Here is a 21286-nt window from a genome sequence, read left to right on the forward strand (position 1 = left end):
CGCAGGTGACAATGACGGCGACGAGAGAAGGACGGAACCTCGTGCAGTGGACCTTGGTCGTACCCGTGAAACACCTCGCCCGGGCCAAGAGCAGGCTGGCGGACACCGCGCACGACGGGGTGCGGCCGGGGCTCGCGCTGGCGTTCGCACAGGACACCGTGGCGGCCGCGCTGGCCTGCCCGGCGGTCGTGGATGTGGCAGTCGTCACGGACGACGCGCGGGCCGGGCGGGAGCTGGCGGCGCTCGGCGCGGGCATCGTCCCGGACGAGCCAGGCGGCGGCCTGAACGCCGCGCTGGCGCACGGAGCCGCCGCGGTACGGGCGGCCCGGCCGCACAGCCCGGTGGCCGCCCTGAACGCCGATCTTCCCGCGCTGCGGCCGGCGGAATTGGCGCGGGTGCTGGCCGCGGCCACGCAATTCCCGCGCGCTTTTCTCCCGGACGCGGCCGGAATCGGCACCACCTTGCTGGCGGTGGCACCGGGCCGCGAATTGGCCCCCGCATTCGGTACGGATTCACGGGCCCGCCACCGTGCGTCCGGCGCGGTGGAACTGCGTCTGGGCGCGGTGGATTCCGTACGGCAGGACGTCGACACCGGCGGTGATCTCCGCTCCGCGCTGGCGCTCGGGGTGGGGCCCCGTACGGCCGCGGTGGCGGCGCGGCTGCTGATCGCCGGGCAGTAGGCTGCGCGCATGCAGGCGACCGCGTACACGTACGACCCCGAAAGCCGCACCGGGCAGGTGCTGCTCGACGACGGAACGCCCGTGCCCTTCGACGCGGCGGCGTTCGACGCGGGGGGTCTGAGGCTGCTGCGGCCGGGGCAGCGGGTGCGGATCGAGACCGAGACCGAGGCCGGGACCGAGGGCGAGGGCGAGGGCGAGGGCGAGGCGGACGGCGAGGCCGGGGCCGGAGGCGGCACCCGGGGCGCGGGACTCCGGATCACGCTGGTGACGCTGCAGACGTTCTGATCCGCGGGGGCCCTCGCGCCGCCCCCGGACACGCCGCGGGCCGGACTCCGAGAGGGAGTCCGGCCCGGCGCGTGAGTGCCCTGTGCCCGTTCGCCTGCTGCTGTTCGCCGCCGCTCGCAGGGTCTGCGGCTGCCTGCTACTTCTTGCGGGCGGTGGCCTTCTTGGCGGTGGTCTTGCGGGCCGTCGACTTCTTGGCCGGGGCCTTCTTGGCGGTCGCCTTCTTCGCCGGCGCCTTCTTGGCGGCGGTCTTCTTCGCGGCCGCCGTGGTGCTCTTGGCGGCGGACTTCTTGGCGGTGGTCTTCTTCGCCGTGGTCTTCGCGGCGCCGGTGGTCTTCTTCGCGGTGGTCTTCTTCGCCGCCGCGGACGTCTTCTTGGCCGCGCCCGTGGCCTTCTTCGCGGCGCCCGTGGCCTTCTTGGCGGCGGCCTTCTTGCCCGCGGCCTTGGAGATGGTGGGCGGCGGGCCGGACAGGCTGCCCTTGGGGGCCTTCTTGACCGCGATGTCGTTCTTCGGGAGCTTCTTCGAGCCGCTCACCAGGTCCTTGAAGCCCTGGCCCGCACGGAAGCGCGGCACGGAGGTCTTCTTGACCCGAACCCGCTCGCCCGTCTGGGGGTTGCGGGCGTAGCGGGCGGGGCGGTCGACCTTCTCGAAGGAGCCGAAGCCGGTGACCGAGACCCGGTCACCCGCGACGACGGCACGGACGAGGGCGTCCAGGACCGCGTCGACGGCGTCGGCGGCCTGCTGCCGGCCTCCCAGCTTGTCGGCAATCGCTTCTACGAGCTGCGCCTTGTTCACGTCTTCCCCTTCGGAGACCTCGCCAGAACGAATGTGTTCAAGCTTTTTCGCACGTTAGGCAGATATATACCGCAAATCAAACACGAAACGGGCTAATCACCCTTGTGCCGCAACGGACTCGGGCAGTCCGGCCGGTTCAGCCTTCCTCGTCGGGGAATCGACCCGCGTCGAGGTCGGCGGTGAACCGGTCCAGGCGCCGTGCCGCACCGGCGAGATCGTGTTTGGCCGCGGCCGTAATGACCAGCAGCTTCCGGGTCAGCGCCATCCGTACGCCCTCCGGGACTTGCAGTGCGCGCACTCTTGTGTGCGCTTCCTTGAGCCGGACCGCGACCGCCGTATAGAGCTCGAGTTGGCCGTCGTGTTCCATGCACAGATTGTGCCATCTGGGGCGAGTTGTCGCCTGCGCAGGGGGCAACTGCCGCCCCGAACGGCCTTCCTGGCGCATCCGGAATCCGGTCCTCAAGACCTCGCGTACCCCGGCAACAACGCCTCTAACGTGGGAAGTTGTGCGTCACGCCCGGCATCGGCGGCCTCGGGCGGATCCGAAAACGGCCGTACCCCCGATCGGGCCGATCGGGGGTACGGCGGGTGTGTTGGGTGGCCGAAACTCGACCTTGCGAAGCCCCCGGAGACGCGTGGGGGCTCCGGGATCAGACCTGGAGGGTCTGCGGCTTGAACGACGGGCGCTTCGCCTCGTACGCGGCGATGTCCGCCTCGTTCTGGAGAGTGATCGAGATGTCGTCCAGCCCGTTCAGCAGCCGCCAGCGGGAGTTCTCGTCCAGCTCGAAGGAGGCGGTGACGCCCTCGGCCCGGACCTCGCGGGCCTCCAGGTCGACCGTGATCTCGGCCTGCGGGTCCTTCTCCACCAGCTCCCACAGCGCGTCCACGATCTTCTGGTCGAGGACGACGGTGAGCAGGCCGTTCTTCAGCGAGTTGCCGCGGAAGATGTCGGCGAAGCGGGAGGAGATCACGGCCTTGAAGCCGTAGTTCTGCAGCGCCCAGACGGCGTGCTCGCGGGAGGATCCGGTGCCGAAGTCGGGGCCGGCGACCAGGACGGTGGCGCCCTCGCGCTCGGGCCGGTTGAGCACGAACTCGGGGTCCTTGCGCCAGGCCTCGAAGAGCCCGTCCTCGAACCCGTCCCGGGTCACCTTCTTGAGCCAGTGGGCGGGGATGATCTGGTCGGTGTCGACGTTGCTGCGGCGCAGCGGGACGGCCCGGCCGGTGTGCTTGGTGAACGCTTCCATGACTCTCAGACTCCAGCGGGCGTGGGGGCGTCGGCGGCGGACAGGTCGGCCGGGGAGGCCAGGTGGCCCAGGACCGCCGTCGCGGCGGCGACCTGCGGCGACACCAGGTGGGTGCGGCCGCCCTTGCCCTGGCGTCCCTCGAAGTTGCGGTTGGAGGTGGACGCGGAGCGCTCACCGGGGGCCAGCTGGTCCGGGTTCATGCCCAGGCACATCGAGCAGCCCGCGTGCCGCCATTCGGCGCCGGCCTCCTTGAAGACCACGTCCAGGCCCTCGGAGACGGCCTGGAGACCGACCCGCGCGGAGCCCGGGACGACCAGCATGCGTACGCCGTCGGCGACTTTGCGGTCCCGGACGATCTCGGCGGCGGCGCGCAGGTCCTCGATGCGGCCGTTGGTGCAGGAGCCCACGAAGACGGTGTCCACCTTGATGGAGCGCAGCGGCTGCCCGGCCTCCAAGCCCATGTACTCCAGGGCCTTTTCGGCGGCGAAGCGCTCCGAGGCGTCCTCGTACGAGGCCGGGTCGGGGACGGCGGCGGAAAGCGGCGCGCCCTGGCCGGGGTTGGTGCCCCAGGTGACGAACGGCGCCAGCTCGGCGGCCTCGATGACCACCTCGGCGTCGAACTCGGCGTCGTCGTCCGTGCGCAGCGTCTTCCAGTACTCCACCGCCGCGTCCCAGTCGGCGCCCTCGGGGGCGTGCGGGCGGCCCTGGAGGTAGGCGAAGGTGGTCTCGTCGGGGGCGATCATGCCCGCGCGGGCGCCGGCCTCGATCGACATGTTGCAGATGGTCATGCGGGCCTCCATCGAGAGCTTCTCGATGGCCTCGCCGCGGTACTCCAGGATGTAGCCCTGGCCGCCGCCGGTGCCGATCCGCGCGATGATCGCCAGGATCAGGTCCTTGGCGGTGACGCCCTCGGGCAGCTCGCCGTTGACGGTGATCGCCATGGTCTTCGGGCGGGCCATGGGCAGCGTCTGGGTGGCCAGCACGTGCTCGACCTGCGAGGTGCCGATGCCGAACGCCAGCGCGCCGAAGGCGCCGTGCGTGGAGGTGTGCGAGTCGCCGCAGACCACGGTCGTGCCGGGCTGGGTCAGACCGAGCTGCGGGCCGACGACGTGCACGACGCCCTGCTCGACGTCGCCCAGCGGGTGCAGCCGGACGCCGAACTCCGCGCAGTTCTTGCGCAGCGTCTCCAGCTGGGCCCGGGAGACCGGGTCCGCGATGGGCTTGTCGATGTCGAGCGTGGGGGTGTTGTGGTCCTCGGTGGCGATGGTCAGGTCGAGCCGCCGCACCGGGCGGCCGCTCTTGCGGAGGCCGTCGAAGGCCTGCGGGCTGGTCACCTCGTGCAGCAGGTGCAGATCGATGAAGAGGAGGTCGGGCTCGCCCTCGGCGCGCCGGACGACGTGGTCGTCCCAGACCTTCTCCGCGAGTGTCCTACCCATCGCTTTCCCTTCGGTCGACGACGAAGCGCCGACCCAACTAGAGATCTTGGGGAAGCGGTGCCCGCACCCCTGTGTTTCCGGGCAACCGCCACCAGGCCCTTTCGTCACGGGCCGTTGTGACTTCCTGCCGTCCAGAGTGGCGCGTTCCATGGAAAATTGAACTTGCGTTTCACAGAGTGAGACGGGAGTATCGTGTCATGGACAACAGTAGCGGCGTCGGCGTTCTGGACAAGGCGGCCCTCGTCCTGAGCGCTCTGGAGTCCGGCCCGGCCACCCTCGCGGGGTTGGTCGGTGCGACCGGACTGGCACGACCCACGGCCCACCGCCTGGCCGTGGCGCTGGAACACCACCGTATGGTGGCGCGCGACATGCAGGGCCGTTTCATCCTCGGCCCGCGCCTGGCCGAACTGGCCGCGGCGGCCGGCGAGGACCGCCTGCTCGCCACGGCGGGTCCGGTCCTCACCCACCTGCGCGACGTGACGGGCGAGAGCGCCCAGCTCTACCGCCGCCAGGGCGACATGCGCATCTGCGTGGCCGCGGCCGAGCGGCTGTCGGGCCTGAGGGACACGGTCCCGGTCGGCTCCACGCTCACCATGAAGGCCGGCTCCTCGGCGCAGATCCTCATGGCCTGGGAGGAGCCCGAGCGCCTCCACCGCGGTCTCCAGGGTGCCCGCTTCACGGCGACGGCGCTGTCCGGCGTGCGGCGCCGCGGCTGGGCCCAGTCCATCGGCGAGCGTGAGCCCGGCGTCGCGTCCGTCTCCGCGCCGGTGCGCGGCCCCTCCAACCGCGTGGTGGCCGCCGTGTCCGTCTCCGGGCCCATCGAGCGCCTGACCCGCCACCCCGGCCGCATGCACGCGCAGGCCATCATCGACGCCGCCGGCCGCCTCTCCGAGGCGCTGCGCCGCAACGGTTGACCGTCCCCGGACACGTCCGACCGGTTCCGGGCCCGCCTCAACGCCGCGGCGGGTCCGGCGCCGTTCTCAGAGCCCGTCGGGGGCCTTCCCCGGGGCGACGACGCGCTTCTCGGCCCGCTTCGCCGCCGGGTCCGCCGCCTTCGGCGACCGGTACGCGTAGCGGTCGCGGGCGCGCTTGCCCCGTCGCTCCAGGGGCACCTGTCCGTGTGCCGCCGCGAGCCCGAACGCGGGCATGTCGGCGTAGATCGACTCGTAGGACCCCTCCGGCACGACGTACGCCTCGTGCCACAGCCCCACGTGCCCGCGTACCTGCCCCTTGCGCTCCTTGCGGTTGATGATCGCCCAGGCCCGGTGGTGGAACATGTCGGGCGAGTGCGCGTACCGGTAGAGCTTCTCCTTGGACTCCCAGTACTGGACGACGTAGTACGTCCGCGGCGAGGCCGTCAGCAGGACGTGGTTCAGGAGCCCGCGCTCCGGTGCCTTCGCCAGTTCGCGGAGCATGCGCGGCATGGCCAGGAGGACCGGCAGCCAGTGGTGCACGGCCCAGAAGTGGTTGATCCGCATGCCGATCAGCAGGACGGTCACCTCCCCCTCGGCGGCAGCGGTGGTGCGGGTCGCGGTCGCGTTCTTGCCCGGCATGATGCCTCCCCCTGTTGGCGAGCTGCACTGTCCAAGTGGCGCTGCTTAGATAGTGGCGCTATCCGAAGGAGGGCGCAAGGGATGCGACTGGCCGACCTGAGCAACCGCAGCGGGGTGTCCACCGCGACGATCAAGTACTACCTGCGGGAAGGGCTGTTGCCGCCGGGCCGGCAGCTCAACGCGACCACCGCCGAGTACGACGAGAGCCATCTGCGCCGACTGCGGCTGGTGCGGGCGCTGATCCAGGTGGGCAAGGTGCCGGTGGCGACGGCCCGGGAGGTCCTGGGGCACGTCGACGACGAGTCGCTGGGCCGCACGATCCGGCTGGGGGCGGCCCTGTGGGCGCTGCCGCAGGACGCCGAGCCGGACGAGGCGGACCCGGCGGTGGCCGCCGCGCGGACCGAGGTGGACCAGCTCCTCGAACTGCTGGGCTGGGAGACCTCCCAGGAGTTGGCGCCGCTCTCCCCCGTGCACCGCTCCCTGGTGGTGGCGGTGGCCGCGCTGCGCCGGCTCGGCTATCCGTGGAACGCGGAACTGATGGCGCCCTACGGCGAGTTGATGATGGAGGTGGCCCGGCGGGACCTGGACTTCATGGAGACCCACGCCTCGGAGGCGGAGCAGGTGGAGATGGCGGTCGCCTCGGCGGTGCTCTTCCAGCCGGTGCTGCGGGCCCTGCACCGGCTGGCGCAGGAGGAGGAGTCGGCGCGGCGGTACGGCATCGAGTGAGCACCGGGTGAACGCCGAAGGGGGCTTCCGCCTCGGCGGAAGCCCCCTTTCGGGCTTCGAGTACCCCCGACCGGATTCGAACCGGCGCTACCGCCTTGAGAGGGCGGCGTGCTAGGCCGCTACACAACGGGGGCGTGGATCCTGCAGGCGATCCATACTGCATCGCCGCAGATCCGAGCTGGTCTACCAGGACTCGAACCTAGACTAACTGAACCAGAATCAGTCGTGCTGCCAATTACACCATAGACCAATGTGGTTTAGACCAGTTCGTACCCCCGACCGGATTCGAACCGGCGCTACCGCCTTGAGAGGGCGGCGTGCTAGGCCGCTACACAACGGGGGCCCTAGCGATCCTGCATCGACGACAGTGGGAGCGACCCGAGCTGTCCTCGCGGGAAGGATCTGTACCCCCGACCGGATTCGAACCGGCGCTACTGCCTTGAGAGGGCAGCGTGCTAGGCCGCTACACAACGGGGGCTTTGCAGATTTAGCTCTGCGAGCTGGCCTACCAGGACTCGAACCTAGACTAACTGAACCAGAATCAGTCGTGCTGCCAATTACACCATAGGCCACTGGAACGCAAGCCCCGGAGGGGTTCTTGTTCTAGCGTTGCGCTTCCGGTTCCCGGCCCTTCGGCCCGCTCTCCGGCGGCGCAGGAAGAACATTACCTGAAGGTGGACGGGGCTCCAAAACGGGTATCGGCGCCGAGGAGCGCGGGAAGTTCGGAGAGCGAGGCGATACGGCGCGGTCCGGCCGGCGGGTCGACGGTCGCGCAGACGCCGCCGCGGTCGATCCAGACGGAGAGCAGCCCGGCGTCGGCGGCGCCGCGTCCGTCGATCTCCGGGTGGTCGCCGACGTAGGCGACCTCGGACGGCGGGAGGGCCAGGGCGTCGCAGGCCGCGAGGAAGGCACCGGCCGCCGGCTTGGAGACGCCCAGCTCGGCGGCGCACAGGACGGCCTCGAAGCGGTCGTGCACCCCGAGGACGCGCAGCTTGCGGTCCTGGACGGTGAGGCTGGAGTTGGAGAGCACGGCGTGCCGGTGGCTGCCGGCGAGCGCGTCCAGGACGGGCATCACGTCCGGGAAGAGGGACCAGGCGGCCTCGTAGTGCGTGACGTAGCGCTGGAACCAGTCCTCGGCCTCGGAGTCCGTCAGCTCCGGGCGGCCCAGGAAGACCCGGGTCCGGTCGCGGCGCTGTGTGACGAAGTCCACCTCGCCCGCGGAGAAGCGCGCCCACTGCTGGTCGGTGATCTCCCGCCAGCGCACGAGGGCCTGCTCGGCCGACCCGTACCCGGCGAGGAGCCCCTCGGCGACCAGATGGGCACGCATGCCCTCGCGGTCGGCGGTGGTGTAGTCGAAGAGCGTGTCGTCGACGTCCCAGACCACGGCGCGGATACTCATGATCCGACGGTAACGCCGGGACGGGTGGTCCGGGTGCCTTTCGGCGGTCCGGGAGACGGCGGATGCCGTAGCGTGGGGAGACCGACGAGCGAAAGACCGAGCCCGCCATGACCGAATATCGCGTTCAGTTCACCGTTGAGGCCCGCGCGGCGTACGACGCGCTGCCCGGCGAGCGCCGGGATCAGTTGGATCGGGCCGTGCGGATACTGGCCCGCGACCCGTTCCGCAAGAACGCGACCGCACAACTCGGCCCGGACGAGCATCTGCGCAAGGCCTACGTCGCCCCTGGAGTGATGCTGGAGTACATGGTGGCCGGTGCGGTCATGGTCGTCGTCGTCCTGGAGATCTTCGACGAGAGCGCCTATCTCATCGACGAGGCCGACGCGCAGTGACCGAGTGGCAAGGGGCGGCACCCGTAGTTCCGGGTGCCGCCCCTTGCTGCTGTCTCTCTGAGGACGCGGGCGTTATGCCGCGAGCCGTGCCAGCGCCGCGTCGATGCGGGCCAGGGCCTTCTCCTTGCCCAGGACCTCCAGGGACTCGAAGAGGGGCAGGCCGACCGTGCGGCCGGTGACGGCGACGCGGACCGGGGCCTGGGCCTTGCCGAGCTTGAGGCCGTGCGCCTCGCCGGCGGCCAGGACGGCCTCCTTGAGGGCCTCCGGGGAGGACCAGTCGGCCGCGTCCAGCTTCTCGCGGGCCGTGGTCAGGAGCGCGTCCGAGCCCTCCTTCATCGCCTTGGTCCAGCTCGCCTCGTCGAAGACCGGCTCCGGCAGGAACAGGAAGTCGACGTTGTCGGTGATCTCGGAGAGCACCTTCAGGCGAGTCTGCGCGTGCGGCGCGATCGCCTGCCACTTGGCCTCGTCGAAGTCCTCCGGCGCCCAGGGGGCGACGGGGGCCTTCAGCCAGGGGCGGCAGCGCTCGGTGAAGTCCTTGACCTCCAGGAGGCGGATGTGGTCGGCGTTGATCGCCTCGCACTTCTTCAGGTCGAAGCGGGCCGGGTTGGGCTGGACGTCGTTGACGTCGAAGGCCGCGACCATCTCCTCGATCGTGAAGATGTCCTGGTCGGCGGAGAGCGACCAGCCGAGCAGGGAGAGGTAGTTGAGCAGGCCCTCGGGGAGGAAGCCGCGCTCGCGGTAGAGGTTGAGGCTCGACTGCGGGTCGCGCTTGGAGAGCTTCTTGTTGCCCTCGCCCATCACGTACGGCAGGTGGCCGAAGGCGGGGATCTCCTTGGCGACACCCAGCTCGATCAGCGCCTTGTACAGGGCGATCTGGCGCGGGGTGGAGGAGAGCAGGTCCTCGCCGCGCAGGACGTGGGTGATCTCCATCAGGGCGTCGTCGACCGGGTTGACGAGCGTGTAGAGGGGCGCGCCGTTGGCGCGGACGATGCCGTAGTCCGGGACGTTCTCCGGGAGGTAGGTGATCTCGCCGCGGACCAGGTCCGTGAAGGTGATCGCCTCGTCGGGCATCCGGAAGCGGACGATGGGCTCGCGGCCCTGCGCCACGTACTCCTCGACCTGCGCGGCGCTGAGGTCGCGGCAGTGGCCGTCGTAGCCGGAGGGCTTGCCGGCGGCGCGGGCGGCCTCGCGGCGGGTGTCCAGCTCCTCCTGGGAGCAGTAGCAGCGGTAGGCGTGACCGGCGTCCAGGAGCTTCTGGGCGACGTCCTTGTAGAGATCCATGCGCTGCGACTGGCGGTACGGCGCGTGCGGGCCGCCGATCTCGGGGCCCTCGTCCCAGTCGAAGCCCAGCCAGCGCATCGAGTCCAGGAGCTGGTTGTACGACTCCTCGGAGTCGCGGGCCGCGTCGGTGTCCTCGATGCGGAAGACCAGCGTGCCCTGGTGGTGGCGCGCGAAGGCCCAGTTGAACAGGGCGGTGCGGACCAGGCCCACGTGGGGGTTGCCGGTGGGGGACGGACAGAAACGGACGCGTACGGAGGAGCCGGATGCGCTAGCCACGCTTGACAACCTTGTTGGTGAGAGTGCCGATGCCTTCGATGGTGACGGCGACCTCGTCGCCGACGTTGAGGGGGCCGACGCCGGCCGGGGTGCCCGTGAGGATCACGTCACCGGGAAGCAGCGTCATCGCCTCGGAGATGTTGACGATCAGATCCTCGATGGAGTGGATCATCTCGCTGGTGCGGCCGAGCTGGCGCTGGCCGCCGTTGACCGTGAGCTGGATGGTCAGGTCGCTCGGGTCCAGGTCGGTCTCCACCCAGGGGCCCAGTGGACAAGACGAGTCGAAGCCCTTGGCCCTGGCCCACTGCTTCTCGCGGCGCTGGACGTCGCGGGCGGTGATGTCGTTGGCGCATGTGTAGCCGAAGATCACGTCCTTGACGCGCTCGCGCGGGACCTCGCGGCACATGCGGCCGATGACGACGGCGAGTTCGGCCTCGTGGTGCAGTTCCTCGGTGAAGGAGGGGTACTGGACGGCGTCGCCGGGGCCGATCACGGAGGTGGACGGCTTGAAGAAGGCGAACGGGGCGTCGGGCACCTCGTTGCCGAGTTCGCGGGCGTGCTCGGCGTAGTTGCGGCCGAAGGCGACGACCTTGTTGGGGAGTACCGGCGGCAGGAGCCGCACCTTGCTCAGGGGCACCTTGGTGCCGGAGAGCTCGTAGTCCGCGAACGGGATGCCCTTGATGATGTCGAGGACGAGCTGGTCCGGCTGGTCGCCCTCGACCGCGCCGAAGGCGACGTTCCCGTCGATGGAGAACCTGGCGATGCGCACGGGTTGCTTGGCCCCTTGACTGAGCTGGCTGGAGTCTGACGCTCCAGGCTAACTCGGCAAGGTGCCGGGACGGTCCCTGAACAGGGTGCGGCTCGGCGTCGTACTACTCTGCGACCGACGCCGCGACCGGGGCCTCCATGAGGATCGTGCGGCGGGGGTTGGCGGTCTGGGTGGGGAGCTCGACGGCGTGCTCCGGCTGCTCCGGCGTCTGCAGGTCGTCGGCGTCCTTGAGGTGCGCCAGCGTCGTGCGCCGCGGGTTGGCGATCTTGTGGAACATCATCGTCGTCTTCACGGTTGTTCGAGGCCCTGTCGTGTCCGGGCGCCCGAGGGCGTGGAAAGCCCCTGCGAGGGCGCGGGTTGTCGGTTTTGCCTTCTCTGTAAAGCGTCAGGCTAAACACGCGATTCCCCGCAACCCGCGGGGGAGTCCACGAACCGGGTGTGAGTTTGCTCACTTATCAAGGGTCAAACCGGTCAATTGCGACGCCGCCGCCACTCCGACCAATCAGACATTGCACACCTGAAGCCATCATTCCGCTGCTGATCATGGCGACTGGGACACCCGCCCCACCTCGGCGACTCGCACGCATACGTCCGGTTTGCGGGTGATCATCTTCTACGTCAGGTGACTCGACCCTCACGTGCTGTCACGTATCTCACGGCCTGCCCCACGGGCCTTGTTGGAGATCCTGCACTGTGCTGGAATTCCACGGACCGCCGCAGGATCGAGCCGGCGCACAGGGGGCGCACACCAGCGCCGAGCGGCGGCGAGAAGGGGGAACCAGCGCCGGTCACTCACGACCAACACAGGGGCGTATTCAGGGCGCCCCTTTGACGCCGACACCGTGCCCGGCCGTTCACGCGGAGGGGCGCCTGGTCCAGAGGTTGCGACGCTAGTGCAGGGACGTTTCAAGAGGGATGGCAGCGCTTCGGCGGAGCCGGAGCCGCAGGGCGGGACTGGCCCCAAGGCCGTCAGCTCCTCGCCCCAGCACGCCCAGAACCCGGGTCAGACCCAGCCCGGGGACAGCGGGGAGCGCGCCGGTCAGGCCGCGGACCCGTCCGCACCCGGCCAGCAGCAGCCCGCGAAGCCGGCCAAGGGCCCGACCGGCCCCGGCCCGCGAATAGCCCTGCGCAACTGGCGGATCTCCACGCGTCTGGTCTCGCTGCTGGCGCTTCCGGTGGTCGCGGCGACCTCGCTGGGCGCGCTGCGCATCAACCAGTCGATCGACGACATCCAGCAGCTCGAGAACATGAAGCTGCTGACCGAGATGACCAAGCAGGCCACCGAGCTGGCGCACGCCCTCCAGGAGGAGCGCGACCAGTCCGCCGGCCCGCTGGCCCACGGCTCGAAGTCCAGCGCCATCGCCGTCAAGGGCGACCGCGAGCAGACCGACCGGGCCCTGAAGAACTTCCTCGACAAGTCCGAGCAGATCGACGCGGCGAGCAAGGACGGCCAGCTCGTCGGCGTCCGGGACAGCCTCGTCGGCATCGCGAGCGACCTGAACGACCTGACCAAGATCCGCAGCACCGCGTACACGGCGAAGGACAACTCGACCCAGACGGTCGAGTCCTACCACCGCCTGATCACCCACCTGCTCGACCTCTCGCAGGACATGGCGGAGGCGACCAGCAACTCCGACATGATCCAGCGCACGCGCGCCCTGTCGGCCTTCTCCTCGGCCAAGGAGTACGCGTCCATCCAGCGCGCGGTCCTCGCCGCGGCCCTCCCCGCGAACAACACGGACAAGAGCGACCTCGCCGAGAACGACCGGCTGTACGCCCAGTCCGCGCTGCAGAGCCAGACCTCCGAGATCCGCAGCTTCAGCAGCATCTACGGCGAGGGCGCGGAGGACCTGCTCAAGCCGATCACCGAGGGCAACCCGGTGATCGAGGCGTCCGACCAGTACGCGGGCCGCGCCCTCGGCAAGGAACACGGCCTGGAGAGCCTGAAGTCCCGGTCCTACCAGGACTGGCTGGACGACAGCTCCACCAAGATCCAGCAGATGAAGAACATCGAGCTGAAGCTGCTGGAGGACATGGAGCAGCAGGCCCGTGAGCTGCGCAACGAGTCCGAGCAAGAGGCCATCATCTCCGGTGTCCTCATCCTGCTCGTGCTCGGCGTCTCCCTGGTCGGCGCGTTCGTCGTGGCCCGGTCCATGATCCGCTCGCTGCGCCGCCTGGAGGACACCGCGACCAAGGTCGCCCAGGACCGCCTGCCCGAGCTGGTCAAGCAGCTCTCCGAGACCGACCCGCAGGACGTCGACACCTCGGTGGAGTCGGTCGGTGTGCACTCCCGGGACGAGATCGGCCGAGTGGCCGCGGCCTTCGACGATGTGCACCGCGAGGCGGTCCGCCTCGCCGCCGAGCAGGCCCTGCTGCGGGGCAACGTCAACGCGATGTTCACCAACCTCTCGCGCCGTTCCCAGGGCCTCATCCAGCGTCAGCTGTCGCTCATCTCCGAACTGGAGTCCCGCGAGGCCGACCCGGACCAGCTCTCCTCGCTGTTCAAGCTCGACCACCTCGCGACGCGCATGCGCCGTAACGGTGAGAACCTCCTCGTCCTCGCCGGTGAGGAGCCGGGCCGACGCTGGACGCGTCCGGTGCCGCTGGTCGACGTGCTCCGTGCCGCCGCCTCCGAGGTGGAGCAGTACGAGCGCATCGAGCTGGCCTCCGTGCCGAGCACCGAGGTCGCCGGCCGCGTGGTCAACGACCTCGTGCACCTGCTCGCCGAGCTGCTGGAGAACGCCACCTCGTTCTCCTCCCCGCAGACCAAGGTCAAGGTCACCGGTCACGCGCTGCCCGACGGCCGGGTGCTGATCGAGATCCACGACACCGGCATCGGCCTCTCGCCGGAGGACCTGGCCGCGATCAACGAGCGGCTCGCCTCGCCGCCCACCGTGGACGTCTCCGTCTCCCGCCGCATGGGTCTGTTCGTGGTCGGCCGCCTCTCGCAGCGCCACGGCATCCGCATCCAGCTGCGCCCGTCCGACTCCGGCGGTACGACCGCGCTGGTCATGCTGCCCGTCGACGTCGCCCAGGGCGGCCGCAAGCCGCAGCCCAAGCCCGGCCAGCCCGGCGCGGGCGGCGGCGGTCCGGCCGCCGCGCAGGCGGCCGCCGGTGTCGCCGCGGCCCGCCGCGGCGGTCAGGGCGGCGGCGCCCTCGGTGGCGGCGGTGCCTTCGGCGCCGGTGCGCCGGGCGGCCGGCTCGGTGCCGGTCAGGGACCGCGGGCCGCACTGCCCGGGCGCGACGCGGGCGGTCGCCCGGGTGCGCCGGGCGGCGCGCGCGGGCCCCAGTCCCCTGCCGGTCCGGGACAGCAGAACCGTCCGGCTCCGGCCGGTGCCGGTGCCGGTGCCGGTCAGGCGCCCGGTGCTCCGCAGGGCCTGCAGGCCGCGGGCATGAACGCGCCGCAGGGCAACGCGCCTGCGAACAACGCCTCGCAGGGCCAGGACATGTTCGGCGGCACCCGCACCCCCGCCGCGCCCCCGCAGCGCGGCAAGCGCGGGGCGGGTGGCGACGCCGAGCAGGGCCGTCGTCCGCAGCTGCCGCCGCGCGGCGGTCCGCGGGCCGAGCTGCCCGGCGGCAACCCGCAGCCCCGTGTGCCCAGCTGGAGCGACGAGAACGCGCAGCCGCCCGTGCCGCGCGCCTCGCTGGACGCCCCGCGCGGCCACGACGAGCCGGACAGCTCCCGCACCGACCCGACCCCGCGCCTCGACGAGAGGCAGGGTCCGGGCTCGACCGCGGAGATGCCGGCGGTGCCGCGGTTCGGCGAGCCCCAGTCCCCCGCCGCCACGGCCGAGTTCGCCCGCCCCGACTTCGACGCCCCGGCGCCGCGCGGGGACGAGCCGCAGGACACGGGCCGGTTCGCCCAGCCCGGCCAGAACCAGTACGACGGCCGGAACCAGTACCAGGACCCGTTCGGGCAGGACCAGTTCGGACAGGACCAGTTCGGACAGGACCAGTTCGGACAGGACCAGTTCGGGCAGGGTCAGTACGGCCAGGGCCAGTACGACGGAGGCCGGTCCGGCGAGGAAGCCGCGCGCGGCGACCAGTTCACCCGGCCCGAGCCGACCGCTCCGCAGCAGGGCGGCAGCCCCTTCGTCCGCTCGGACGTCTTCGGCGGACAGCCCGGCCCGGCGGCCCCGAACGGGCCTTCGGCCGACCGGTTCGCCGGCGCCCAGGGCTACGACAACGGCTCGACCGGACAGCACGACCTGTCGCACCGTCAGAACCCGGCGACCACCGGGCAGTTCGAGCGGCCCCAGGTGGGCGGCACGCAGGGCGGCAACGACTTCGGCGCCCCGCGTCCGCCGGCCCCGCAGCGGCCGGTCCAGCCGGAGCCCGCGGCCCAGAACACCAACGGGACTCCCCCGCAGCGGCCCCAGGACGGATGGGCCCTGCCCCCGGCCTCCGGTCCCGGTGACGGACGTACCCCGCTGTACGACACGCTGGAGACCAACTGGTTCCACGGGGACCGCGAGTCGAGGGCGCCGCAGGCCGCCCCGGCCGCCACCCCGGAGCCGCAGGCTCCCCAGCCCCAGACCCCGGCGGCCCCCCAGCGACCGGCCACCTCCTCCTGGCGCAGCTCGCCGAACGACGACCTCGTCCGGCAGGCGGAGCGCGTCAGGCAGCCGGCCGCGGGCGGGGTCACCACCTCCGGCCTCCCGCGCCGGGTACCCCGGGCCAACCTCGTCCCGGGGACGGCTCAGCAGCAGTCGCACCAGAGCGGTCCGGCGGTTTCGCGTGCGCCCGACGACGTGCGCGGCCGGCTGACCAATCTCCGTCGGGGAATCGCACAGGGCCGGCAGGCCGGTACCAACCAGACCGGCAGCTACCCGCGGCCCACTCACCAGCAGGAGCGTTAGTTGAGCCCGATGAGCCAGGCGGCACAGAACCTCAACTGGTTGATCACGAATTTCGTGGACAACACCCCGGGGGTGTCCCACACCGTCGTCGTGTCCGCCGACGGACTCCTCCTGGCGATGTCCGAGGGCTTCCCTCGTGACCGCGCCGACCAGCTCGCGGCCGTCGCCTCGGGGCTGACCTCGCTGACCGCCGGGGCGTCCCGGATCTTCGAGGGCGGCAACGTCGCGCAGACGGTCGTGGAGATGGAGCGGGGGTTTCTCTTCCTCATGTCCGTCTCGGACGGCTCGTCCCTGGCCGTCCTCGCGCACCCGGAGTGCGACATCGGCCTCGTCGGCTACGAGATGGCGCTCCTGGTCGACCGCGCGGGCGCGGTCCTCACGCCCGACCTGCGCGCCGAACTACAAGGAAGTCTGCTCCACTGATCGGCCCCGGCACCACCCGTGTTACCAAATCACCGTCCGGCCGCCACAATCCCCCCACCGGCCTCGTCAGACGGCACGACTGACCAACCTGCTGTCCCGCCCGGAGGATTCATGACCCCGCCCACCGCCTCTCATGATCCGTACGCGGAGCCGTACGAGGACGAGGGCGACCAGCCGCTGGTACGTCCCTACGCGATGACCGGTGGCCGGACCAGGCCGCGCTATCAGCTCGCCATCGAGGCGCTGATCAGCACGACGGCCGACCCGGCAGCGCTCATGGGATTGCTCCCCGAGCACCAGCGGATCTGCCACTTGTGCCGCGAGGTGAAATCGGTGGCCGAGGTGTCGGCCCTGCTGGCGATGCCGCTCGGTGTGGCGCGGATCCTGGTCGCGGACCTCGCGGAGGCCGGGATGGTCGCGGTCCACCAGCCCGGCGGCGACGAGAACAACGGCGGTGCGCCGGACGTGACACTGCTCGAAAGGGTGCTCAGTGGACTTCGAAAGCTCTGACGGAGGGCGGGCGACCACCTCCGCGAAGATCGTGGTGGCCGGCGGCTTCGGCGTCGGCAAGACCACGTTCGTGGGCGCCGTCTCCGAGATCAACCCCCTGCGCACCGAGGCCGTGATGACCTCGGCCAGCGCGGGGATCGACGACCTCACGCACGCCGGGGACAAGACGACCACGACGGTCGCCATGGACTTCGGCCGCATCACGCTCGACCAGGACCTGATCCTGTACCTCTTCGGTACGCCGGGCCAGGACCGGTTCTGGTTCATGTGGGACGACCTGGTGCGCGGTGCCATCGGCGCGGTCGTGCTGTGCGACACCCGTCGGCTGGCCGACTGCTTCCCGGCCGTCGACTACTTCGAGAACAGCGGCCTGCCGTTCGTCGTCGCGCTCAACGGTTTCGACGGGCAGCAGCCGTACACGCCGGACGAGGTCCGCGAGGCGCTGCAGATCGGCCCGGACACTCCGATCATCACGACCGACGCCCGGCACCGCGCCGACGCGAAGTCCGCACTGATCACGCTGGTCGAGCACGCGCTGATGGCCCGCCTGCGGTAGGTCCGTCAACCGTCGCAGCCAAGTCGGCGGGGTGCTACGGCACTTGTCGTAGACGGTTCGGAGCCGGCTGTGTCCTTTGACACGGTCGGCTCCGCTGTTCATAACGTTTCGGCAGAGGAATCGGGTGGTACCGACACGCGACGCGGTCAGGTGGTCTCGCTGCGCGCACGAAGGCCCCGTCTTTTGACGGGCCTCGCTCTTTATGACCGTTTTACGTGGGGCTTACATCACGTGTAACCCCCGCGTTCCACTGTTTGGAAGAGCGCTGGTCGCCGTGCTGGAATGCCAGAACTGCCCAATGGTCAAAGACGTACTCAGCAGTAGCGCGTACTCGATGACGGACTGGGTTCTGAGACACAGCGGCACGACACAGGTGCCGACCGCCGAGAGGTTGTTGGTCGAGTGAGGCGAAGCAAGAACAGTCCCGAGCCATCGGCCCGGGGCAACTTCACCCCGCCGCCGCGCACAGCGGCGCCCGCCCCCGCCCCCGCTGCGGAACCCCAGCCCGAGCCCGCGCCCGGTGGTGGCCGTTTCACGCCGCGGAACTGGCGGGTGACCACCCGGCTGAACGCGATCCTGCTCATACCCGTGCTGGTCGGTCTCGTCATGGGCGGCTTCCAGGTGAAGAGCTCGATCGACACCTGGCAGGACGCCGAGGACGCCGAGAGCACCGCGCGTCTCGTGCGCGCCTCCCTGGGTTACGCCACCGCCCTCTACAACGAGCGCGACGTCACGGCGGCCCCGCTGCTGCAGGGCAAGGGTGAGAAGGACGCCACCGTCGTCAAGGCCCGCCAGGCCACCGACGCGGCGGCCGACGTCTTCGACCGGGCGGCCCAGGACATGCCCGACAAGGCGGGCCTGGAACGCCGGCTGAAGGTGTTCCGCGAGCAGGAGCCCAAGCTCCAGACGCTGCGGGCGGCGGCGTACACCTCCAAGCTCAAGGGCGTGGAGACCGAGGAGGGCTACACCGGTGTCGCCCACCCCCTGATGGAGTTCGCCAACGAGCTGGGTCTGGGCACCGGCAACATCACCTCCTACGGCCGTACCGTCTACGCGATCTCGCTGACCAAGGCCGCGCTCTCCCTGGAGCGCTCCATCGGCATGCACATGCTGGTCAAGCCGGGTCCGGAGCCCGGTCACCTCGCCAGCCAGCGCGTCGCGCTCTCCTCGTACGCCTACCTGGAGCGCATCGCGATCGAGGAGTACATCGGCGGCGGCACCGAGGCGGACGCGCAGAAGCTCGAGGACGCCGAGGCGAAGCTCAAGGAGGACGGCGCGGCCATGGCCAAGGAGGCCAAGGCCAAGGACCCGGACTACGTCCCGCCGCCGTCCAACCCGACGACGATGATCTCCGAGCTGGCCGGCCTCGAGTCCACGGACACCAGCGCGCGGGCGGACCTGGCCCAGCAGGGCATCACGCCGGAAAACTGGTGGGCGGTCAACACCCTCAAGTTCGACGCGTACCAGAAGATCGAGTCGGACCTCGCGGACAAGGCGGTGTCCGAGGCGTCCACGATCGCCGACGACGCCGAGCGCGACGCCTACATCACGGGTGCCGCGGTCGTGATCGCGCTGCTCGCCGCGTTCGTCCTGGCCGGCATGGTGGCCCGCGGAATGAGCCGCTCCATGCGGCAGCTGCGCAACGCCGCCTTCGGCATCGCCGAACAGCGCCTGCCGATGCTGGTCGACCAGCTCTCCCGCACCGACCCGGGCCGGGTCGACACCAAGGTGCAGCCGATCCCGATCACCTCGACCGACGAGATCGGCGAGGTCGCCCGCGCCTTCGACCAGGTGCACCGCGAGGCGGTCCGGCTCGCCTCCGAGCAGGCCCTGCTGCGGGGCAACATCAACGCGATCTTCACCAACCTGTCGCGCCGCAACCAGTCGCTGATCGAGGGCCAGCTGAGCCTGATCACCGACCTGGAGAACAACGAGGCCGACCCCGACCAGCTGGAGAACCTCTTCCGGCTGGACCACCTGGCCACCCGTATGCGCCGCAACGGCGAGAACCTCCTGGTCCTCGCCGGCGAGGAGCCCGGCCGCCGCTGGGACCAGCCGGTTCCGCTGGTGGACGTGCTGCGCGCCGCCTCCTCCGAGGTGGAGCAGTACGAGCGCATCGAGCTGTCCGGCGTGCCGGAGGCCGAGATCCACGGCCGCGCCGTGACCGACCTCGTGCACCTGCTCGCCGAGCTGCTGGAGAACGCCACCACGTTCTCCTCGCCGCAGACCAAGGTCCGCGTCACCGCGACCCGGCTGCCCGACGGCCGCGTGATGGTCGAGATCCACGACAAGGGCATCGGCCTGACCGCCGAGGACTTCGCGGACATCAACCACAAGCTGGCCAACCCGCCGACCGTGGACGCCGCGATCTCGCAGCGCATGGGCCTGTTCGTGGTCGGCCGGCTGTCCGACCGGCACGGCATCCGCGTCCAGCTGCGCCCCTCCGGCGAGCAGGCGGGTACCACCTCGCTGGTCATGCTCCCGGACGCCATCACCCACGGTGGCGGTGGCGAGCAGCAGCAGCGCGACGAGTTCACCGTCTCGCAGATCATCCCGGAGCAGAACTTCCGGGGCGAGAGCTTCGCTCAGGTCGGCCAGCCCATGCGGACCGCCGCGGAGCTGGGCTTCGACGACAGCCGGTACGCCGAGATCCCCGACGACATCCGCGAACTCGACCCGGTCGGCCGTTCGCTGATGCGCGAGGAGCGGCGCGCGGCCCTGGAGGCCCAGTCGCAGCCCGAGCTGCCCGGTCCGGCGGACCGCGGTGCGGGCGGGAACACCGAGGCCACCGGCTTCCAGGACCAGTTCACCGGTCAGCAGCAGGGCTACGACCAGGGTCTCGACGGCTACCAGCAGCAGCCGAACGGCACGTACCAGGAGTCGCCCAACGGCGCGTACGAGGAGTCGCCGAACGGCGCGTACGACCAGCAGGCGGCGTACGCCGACCAGCAGCAGGCGTACCAGGAACCGCAGCAGGCGTCGTACGACGAGCAGTACTACGCACCGAACGACGGCCTGCCGGAGAACGGGAACTATTCCCCCTTCGAGCAGCGGCGCCACCAGGACGACTGGCCGCAGCAGGACGGATACCAGAACGGATATCCGGACCAGTACTCCGCCGGTGCCCCGCAGGCGCAATCCGCCCAGGCCGCTGACGTGAACGAGGCGGACCGCGTAGGCTTCGACCGTCCGGGGCCGGCCCCCTCCGCCGCCCACGAGCTGACCGACGCCGGTCTTCCCCGCCGCGGATCCACCGCGAGCGGCGCGGGCGATGCGGGGCACGTGGGCCAGGAGACGCCGGCCGCCGCACCGGGGGCGGGCGGCGAGGACACCTGGCGGTCGGCCAACGACGACCGCTGGCAGCAGGCTTCGGCGCTGCGCAGGCCCAAGGCGGGCGGGGTGACCTCCTCGGGACTGCCGCGGCGGGTGCCCAAGGCCAACCTGGTCGAGGGCGCGGCCGAGACCACTCCCCAGGGAGGCCCCCAGGTCTCCCGCGCTCCGGAGGACGTCCGGGGCAGGCTGAGCAACCTGCGGCGCGGCGTCGAACGGGGCCGCAACGCAGGCAGTGAAACGAACGGCCAGGACACAAGGAATGAACACCGTGGTCCTGACAGCACCTACAACCAGGAGCGTTAGTGTGAGCCCGATGAGCCAGGCGGCGCAGAACCTGAACTGGTTGATCACCAACTTCGTGGACAACACCCCGGGGGTGTCCCACACGGTGGTGGTCTCCGCCGACGGACTCCTTCTGGCGATGTCCGAAGGGTTCCCCCGCGACCGAGCCGATCAGCTCGCGGCCGTCGCCTCCGGCCTGACCTCGCTGACCGCGGGTGCCTCGCGCATCTTCGAGGGCGGCAGCGTGAACCAGACGGTTGTGGAGATGGAGCGCGGATTCCTCTTCATCATGTCCATCTCCGACGGCTCGTCCCTCGCGGTTCTCGCACACCCCGAGGCGGACATCGGTCTCATTGGGTACGAGATGGCCCTTCTGGTGGACCGTGCGGGCACGGTTCTGACCCCCGATCTGCGGGCCGAGCTCCAAGGGAGCCTTCTCAACTAAAGGACAGACGGTGCGTTTTGGCGTCCCGTGGCCGTAAAGTTTCG

20 protein-coding genes and 5 tRNA genes are annotated in these 21286 nt (G+C 70.6%); 11 read left to right on the top strand and 14 right to left on the bottom strand.

The window, feature by feature from the left end:
• The first annotated feature begins 41 nt into the window (after positions 1-41).
• Both cofC and D1J63_RS10265 read left to right on the top strand, forming a co-directional pair.
• A complete protein-coding gene (gene cofC / locus D1J63_RS10260; protein WP_125628658.1) occupies positions 42-680 on the top strand; it encodes a 2-phospho-L-lactate guanylyltransferase in 639 nt (212 codons plus the stop codon).
• Positions 681-689: 9 nt separating this feature from the next.
• Positions 690-965, top strand: a complete 276-nt coding sequence (locus D1J63_RS10265) for a hypothetical protein (RefSeq protein ID WP_125628659.1) — start codon at positions 690-692, stop codon at positions 963-965.
• 136 nt (positions 966-1101) lie between these two features.
• Here the strand turns inward: D1J63_RS10265 and D1J63_RS10270 are convergent, their stop codons facing one another.
• The 4 genes from D1J63_RS10270 to leuC all read right to left on the bottom strand — a co-directional run bounded on the left by D1J63_RS10270 (position 1102) and on the right by leuC (position 4438).
• The gene (locus D1J63_RS10270) at positions 1102-1758 is read right to left on the bottom strand and encodes an HU family DNA-binding protein (RefSeq protein WP_087807049.1); all 657 of its coding nucleotides are present in this window, start codon (positions 1756-1758) and stop codon (positions 1102-1104) included.
• 136 nt (positions 1759-1894) lie between these two features.
• Positions 1895-2125 (bottom strand): hypothetical protein, encoded by a 231-nt coding sequence (locus D1J63_RS10275; RefSeq protein ID WP_102929121.1) that lies wholly within the window; start codon positions 2123-2125, stop codon positions 1895-1897.
• A gap of 283 nt (positions 2126-2408) precedes the next feature.
• Complete coding sequence (gene leuD, locus D1J63_RS10280) at positions 2409-3002, bottom strand: 3-isopropylmalate dehydratase small subunit (RefSeq protein ID WP_102929122.1); 594 nt, start codon at positions 3000-3002, stop codon at positions 2409-2411.
• A 5-nt stretch (positions 3003-3007) separates the two neighbouring features.
• Entirely contained in the window at positions 3008-4438 is a 1431-nt protein-coding gene (leuC, locus tag D1J63_RS10285) for a 3-isopropylmalate dehydratase large subunit (RefSeq protein WP_125628660.1), read from the bottom strand.
• A gap of 197 nt (positions 4439-4635) precedes the next feature.
• On the opposite strand from leuC, the gene ndgR reads away from it, so the two are divergent.
• Positions 4636-5352 carry an IclR family transcriptional regulator NdgR gene (gene ndgR / locus D1J63_RS10290; protein ID WP_011030305.1) on the top strand — a complete coding sequence of 239 codons (717 nt, stop codon included), beginning with the start codon at positions 4636-4638 and terminating at the stop codon, positions 5350-5352.
• 66 nt (positions 5353-5418) lie between these two features.
• Here the strand turns inward: ndgR and D1J63_RS10295 are convergent, their stop codons facing one another.
• Positions 5419-5991 carry a DUF4188 domain-containing protein gene (locus D1J63_RS10295; protein ID WP_125628661.1) on the bottom strand — a complete coding sequence of 191 codons (573 nt, stop codon included), beginning with the start codon at positions 5989-5991 and terminating at the stop codon, positions 5419-5421.
• An 81-nt stretch (positions 5992-6072) separates the two neighbouring features.
• Between D1J63_RS10295 and D1J63_RS10300 the strand changes: the two genes are divergently transcribed.
• Positions 6073-6717, top strand: a complete 645-nt coding sequence (locus D1J63_RS10300; protein WP_125628662.1) for a MerR family transcriptional regulator — start codon at positions 6073-6075, stop codon at positions 6715-6717.
• Between the two features lie 61 nt (positions 6718-6778).
• Here the strand turns inward: D1J63_RS10300 and D1J63_RS10305 are convergent.
• The 6 genes from D1J63_RS10305 to D1J63_RS10330 all read right to left on the bottom strand — a co-directional run bounded on the left by D1J63_RS10305 (position 6779) and on the right by D1J63_RS10330 (position 8116).
• A tRNA-Glu gene (locus D1J63_RS10305) sits at positions 6779-6851 on the bottom strand.
• 44 nt (positions 6852-6895) lie between these two features.
• Positions 6896-6967: transfer RNA gene (locus D1J63_RS10310), tRNA-Gln, on the bottom strand.
• 20 nt (positions 6968-6987) lie between these two features.
• Positions 6988-7060: transfer RNA gene (locus tag D1J63_RS10315), tRNA-Glu, on the bottom strand.
• Between the two features lie 62 nt (positions 7061-7122).
• A tRNA-Glu gene (locus tag D1J63_RS10320) sits at positions 7123-7195 on the bottom strand.
• Positions 7196-7217: 22 nt separating this feature from the next.
• Positions 7218-7289 (bottom strand) — tRNA-Gln (locus D1J63_RS10325).
• A gap of 92 nt (positions 7290-7381) precedes the next feature.
• Entirely contained in the window at positions 7382-8116 is a 735-nt protein-coding gene (locus D1J63_RS10330) for an HAD family hydrolase (protein WP_125628663.1), read from the bottom strand.
• Between the two features lie 107 nt (positions 8117-8223).
• Between D1J63_RS10330 and D1J63_RS10335 the strand changes: the two genes are divergently transcribed.
• Entirely contained in the window at positions 8224-8508 is a 285-nt protein-coding gene (locus tag D1J63_RS10335) for a hypothetical protein (RefSeq protein WP_125628664.1), read from the top strand.
• A 72-nt stretch (positions 8509-8580) separates the two neighbouring features.
• On the opposite strand, the gene gltX is transcribed toward D1J63_RS10335, so the two are convergent.
• The 3 genes from gltX to D1J63_RS10350 all read right to left on the bottom strand — a co-directional run bounded on the left by gltX (position 8581) and on the right by D1J63_RS10350 (position 11126).
• A complete protein-coding gene (gene gltX / locus D1J63_RS10340) occupies positions 8581-10065 on the bottom strand; it encodes a glutamate--tRNA ligase (protein WP_125628665.1) in 1485 nt (494 codons plus the stop codon).
• Entirely contained in the window at positions 10058-10834 is a 777-nt protein-coding gene (locus D1J63_RS10345) for a fumarylacetoacetate hydrolase family protein (RefSeq protein ID WP_102929128.1), read from the bottom strand. The genes gltX and D1J63_RS10345 overlap by 8 nt, the downstream gene beginning before the upstream one ends.
• Before the next feature lie 103 nt (positions 10835-10937).
• Positions 10938-11126 (bottom strand): hypothetical protein, encoded by a 189-nt coding sequence (locus tag D1J63_RS10350; protein WP_164712657.1) that lies wholly within the window; start codon positions 11124-11126, stop codon positions 10938-10940.
• A 601-nt stretch (positions 11127-11727) separates the two neighbouring features.
• Between D1J63_RS10350 and D1J63_RS10355 the strand changes: the two genes are divergently transcribed.
• The 6 genes from D1J63_RS10355 to D1J63_RS10380 all read left to right on the top strand — a co-directional run bounded on the left by D1J63_RS10355 (position 11728) and on the right by D1J63_RS10380 (position 21242).
• Positions 11728-15693, top strand: coding sequence for a nitrate- and nitrite sensing domain-containing protein (locus tag D1J63_RS10355; protein WP_125628666.1), 3966 nt, complete (start codon positions 11728-11730; stop codon positions 15691-15693).
• 9 nt (positions 15694-15702) lie between these two features.
• Positions 15703-16116, top strand: a complete 414-nt coding sequence (locus D1J63_RS10360) for a roadblock/LC7 domain-containing protein (RefSeq protein ID WP_003973453.1) — start codon at positions 15703-15705, stop codon at positions 16114-16116.
• 111 nt (positions 16117-16227) lie between these two features.
• A complete protein-coding gene (locus tag D1J63_RS10365) occupies positions 16228-16626 on the top strand; it encodes a DUF742 domain-containing protein (RefSeq protein WP_007387727.1) in 399 nt (132 codons plus the stop codon).
• A complete protein-coding gene (locus D1J63_RS10370) occupies positions 16607-17182 on the top strand; it encodes an ATP/GTP-binding protein (protein ID WP_055469383.1) in 576 nt (191 codons plus the stop codon). Before D1J63_RS10365 ends, D1J63_RS10370 begins: the two co-directional genes overlap by 20 nt.
• 402 nt (positions 17183-17584) lie before the next feature.
• The gene (locus D1J63_RS10375) at positions 17585-20818 is read left to right on the top strand and encodes a nitrate- and nitrite sensing domain-containing protein (RefSeq protein WP_164712784.1); all 3234 of its coding nucleotides are present in this window, start codon (positions 17585-17587) and stop codon (positions 20816-20818) included.
• 10 nt (positions 20819-20828) lie between these two features.
• Positions 20829-21242, top strand: a complete 414-nt coding sequence (locus D1J63_RS10380) for a roadblock/LC7 domain-containing protein (RefSeq protein ID WP_004983065.1) — start codon at positions 20829-20831, stop codon at positions 21240-21242.
• The last annotated feature ends 44 nt before the right edge of the window (positions 21243-21286 follow it).

Origin of the sequence: Streptomyces sp. KPB2 (assembly GCF_003950055.1) — a bacterium.
GTDB classification, from domain to species: Bacteria; Actinomycetota; Actinomycetes; order Streptomycetales; family Streptomycetaceae; genus Streptomyces; species Streptomyces salinarius.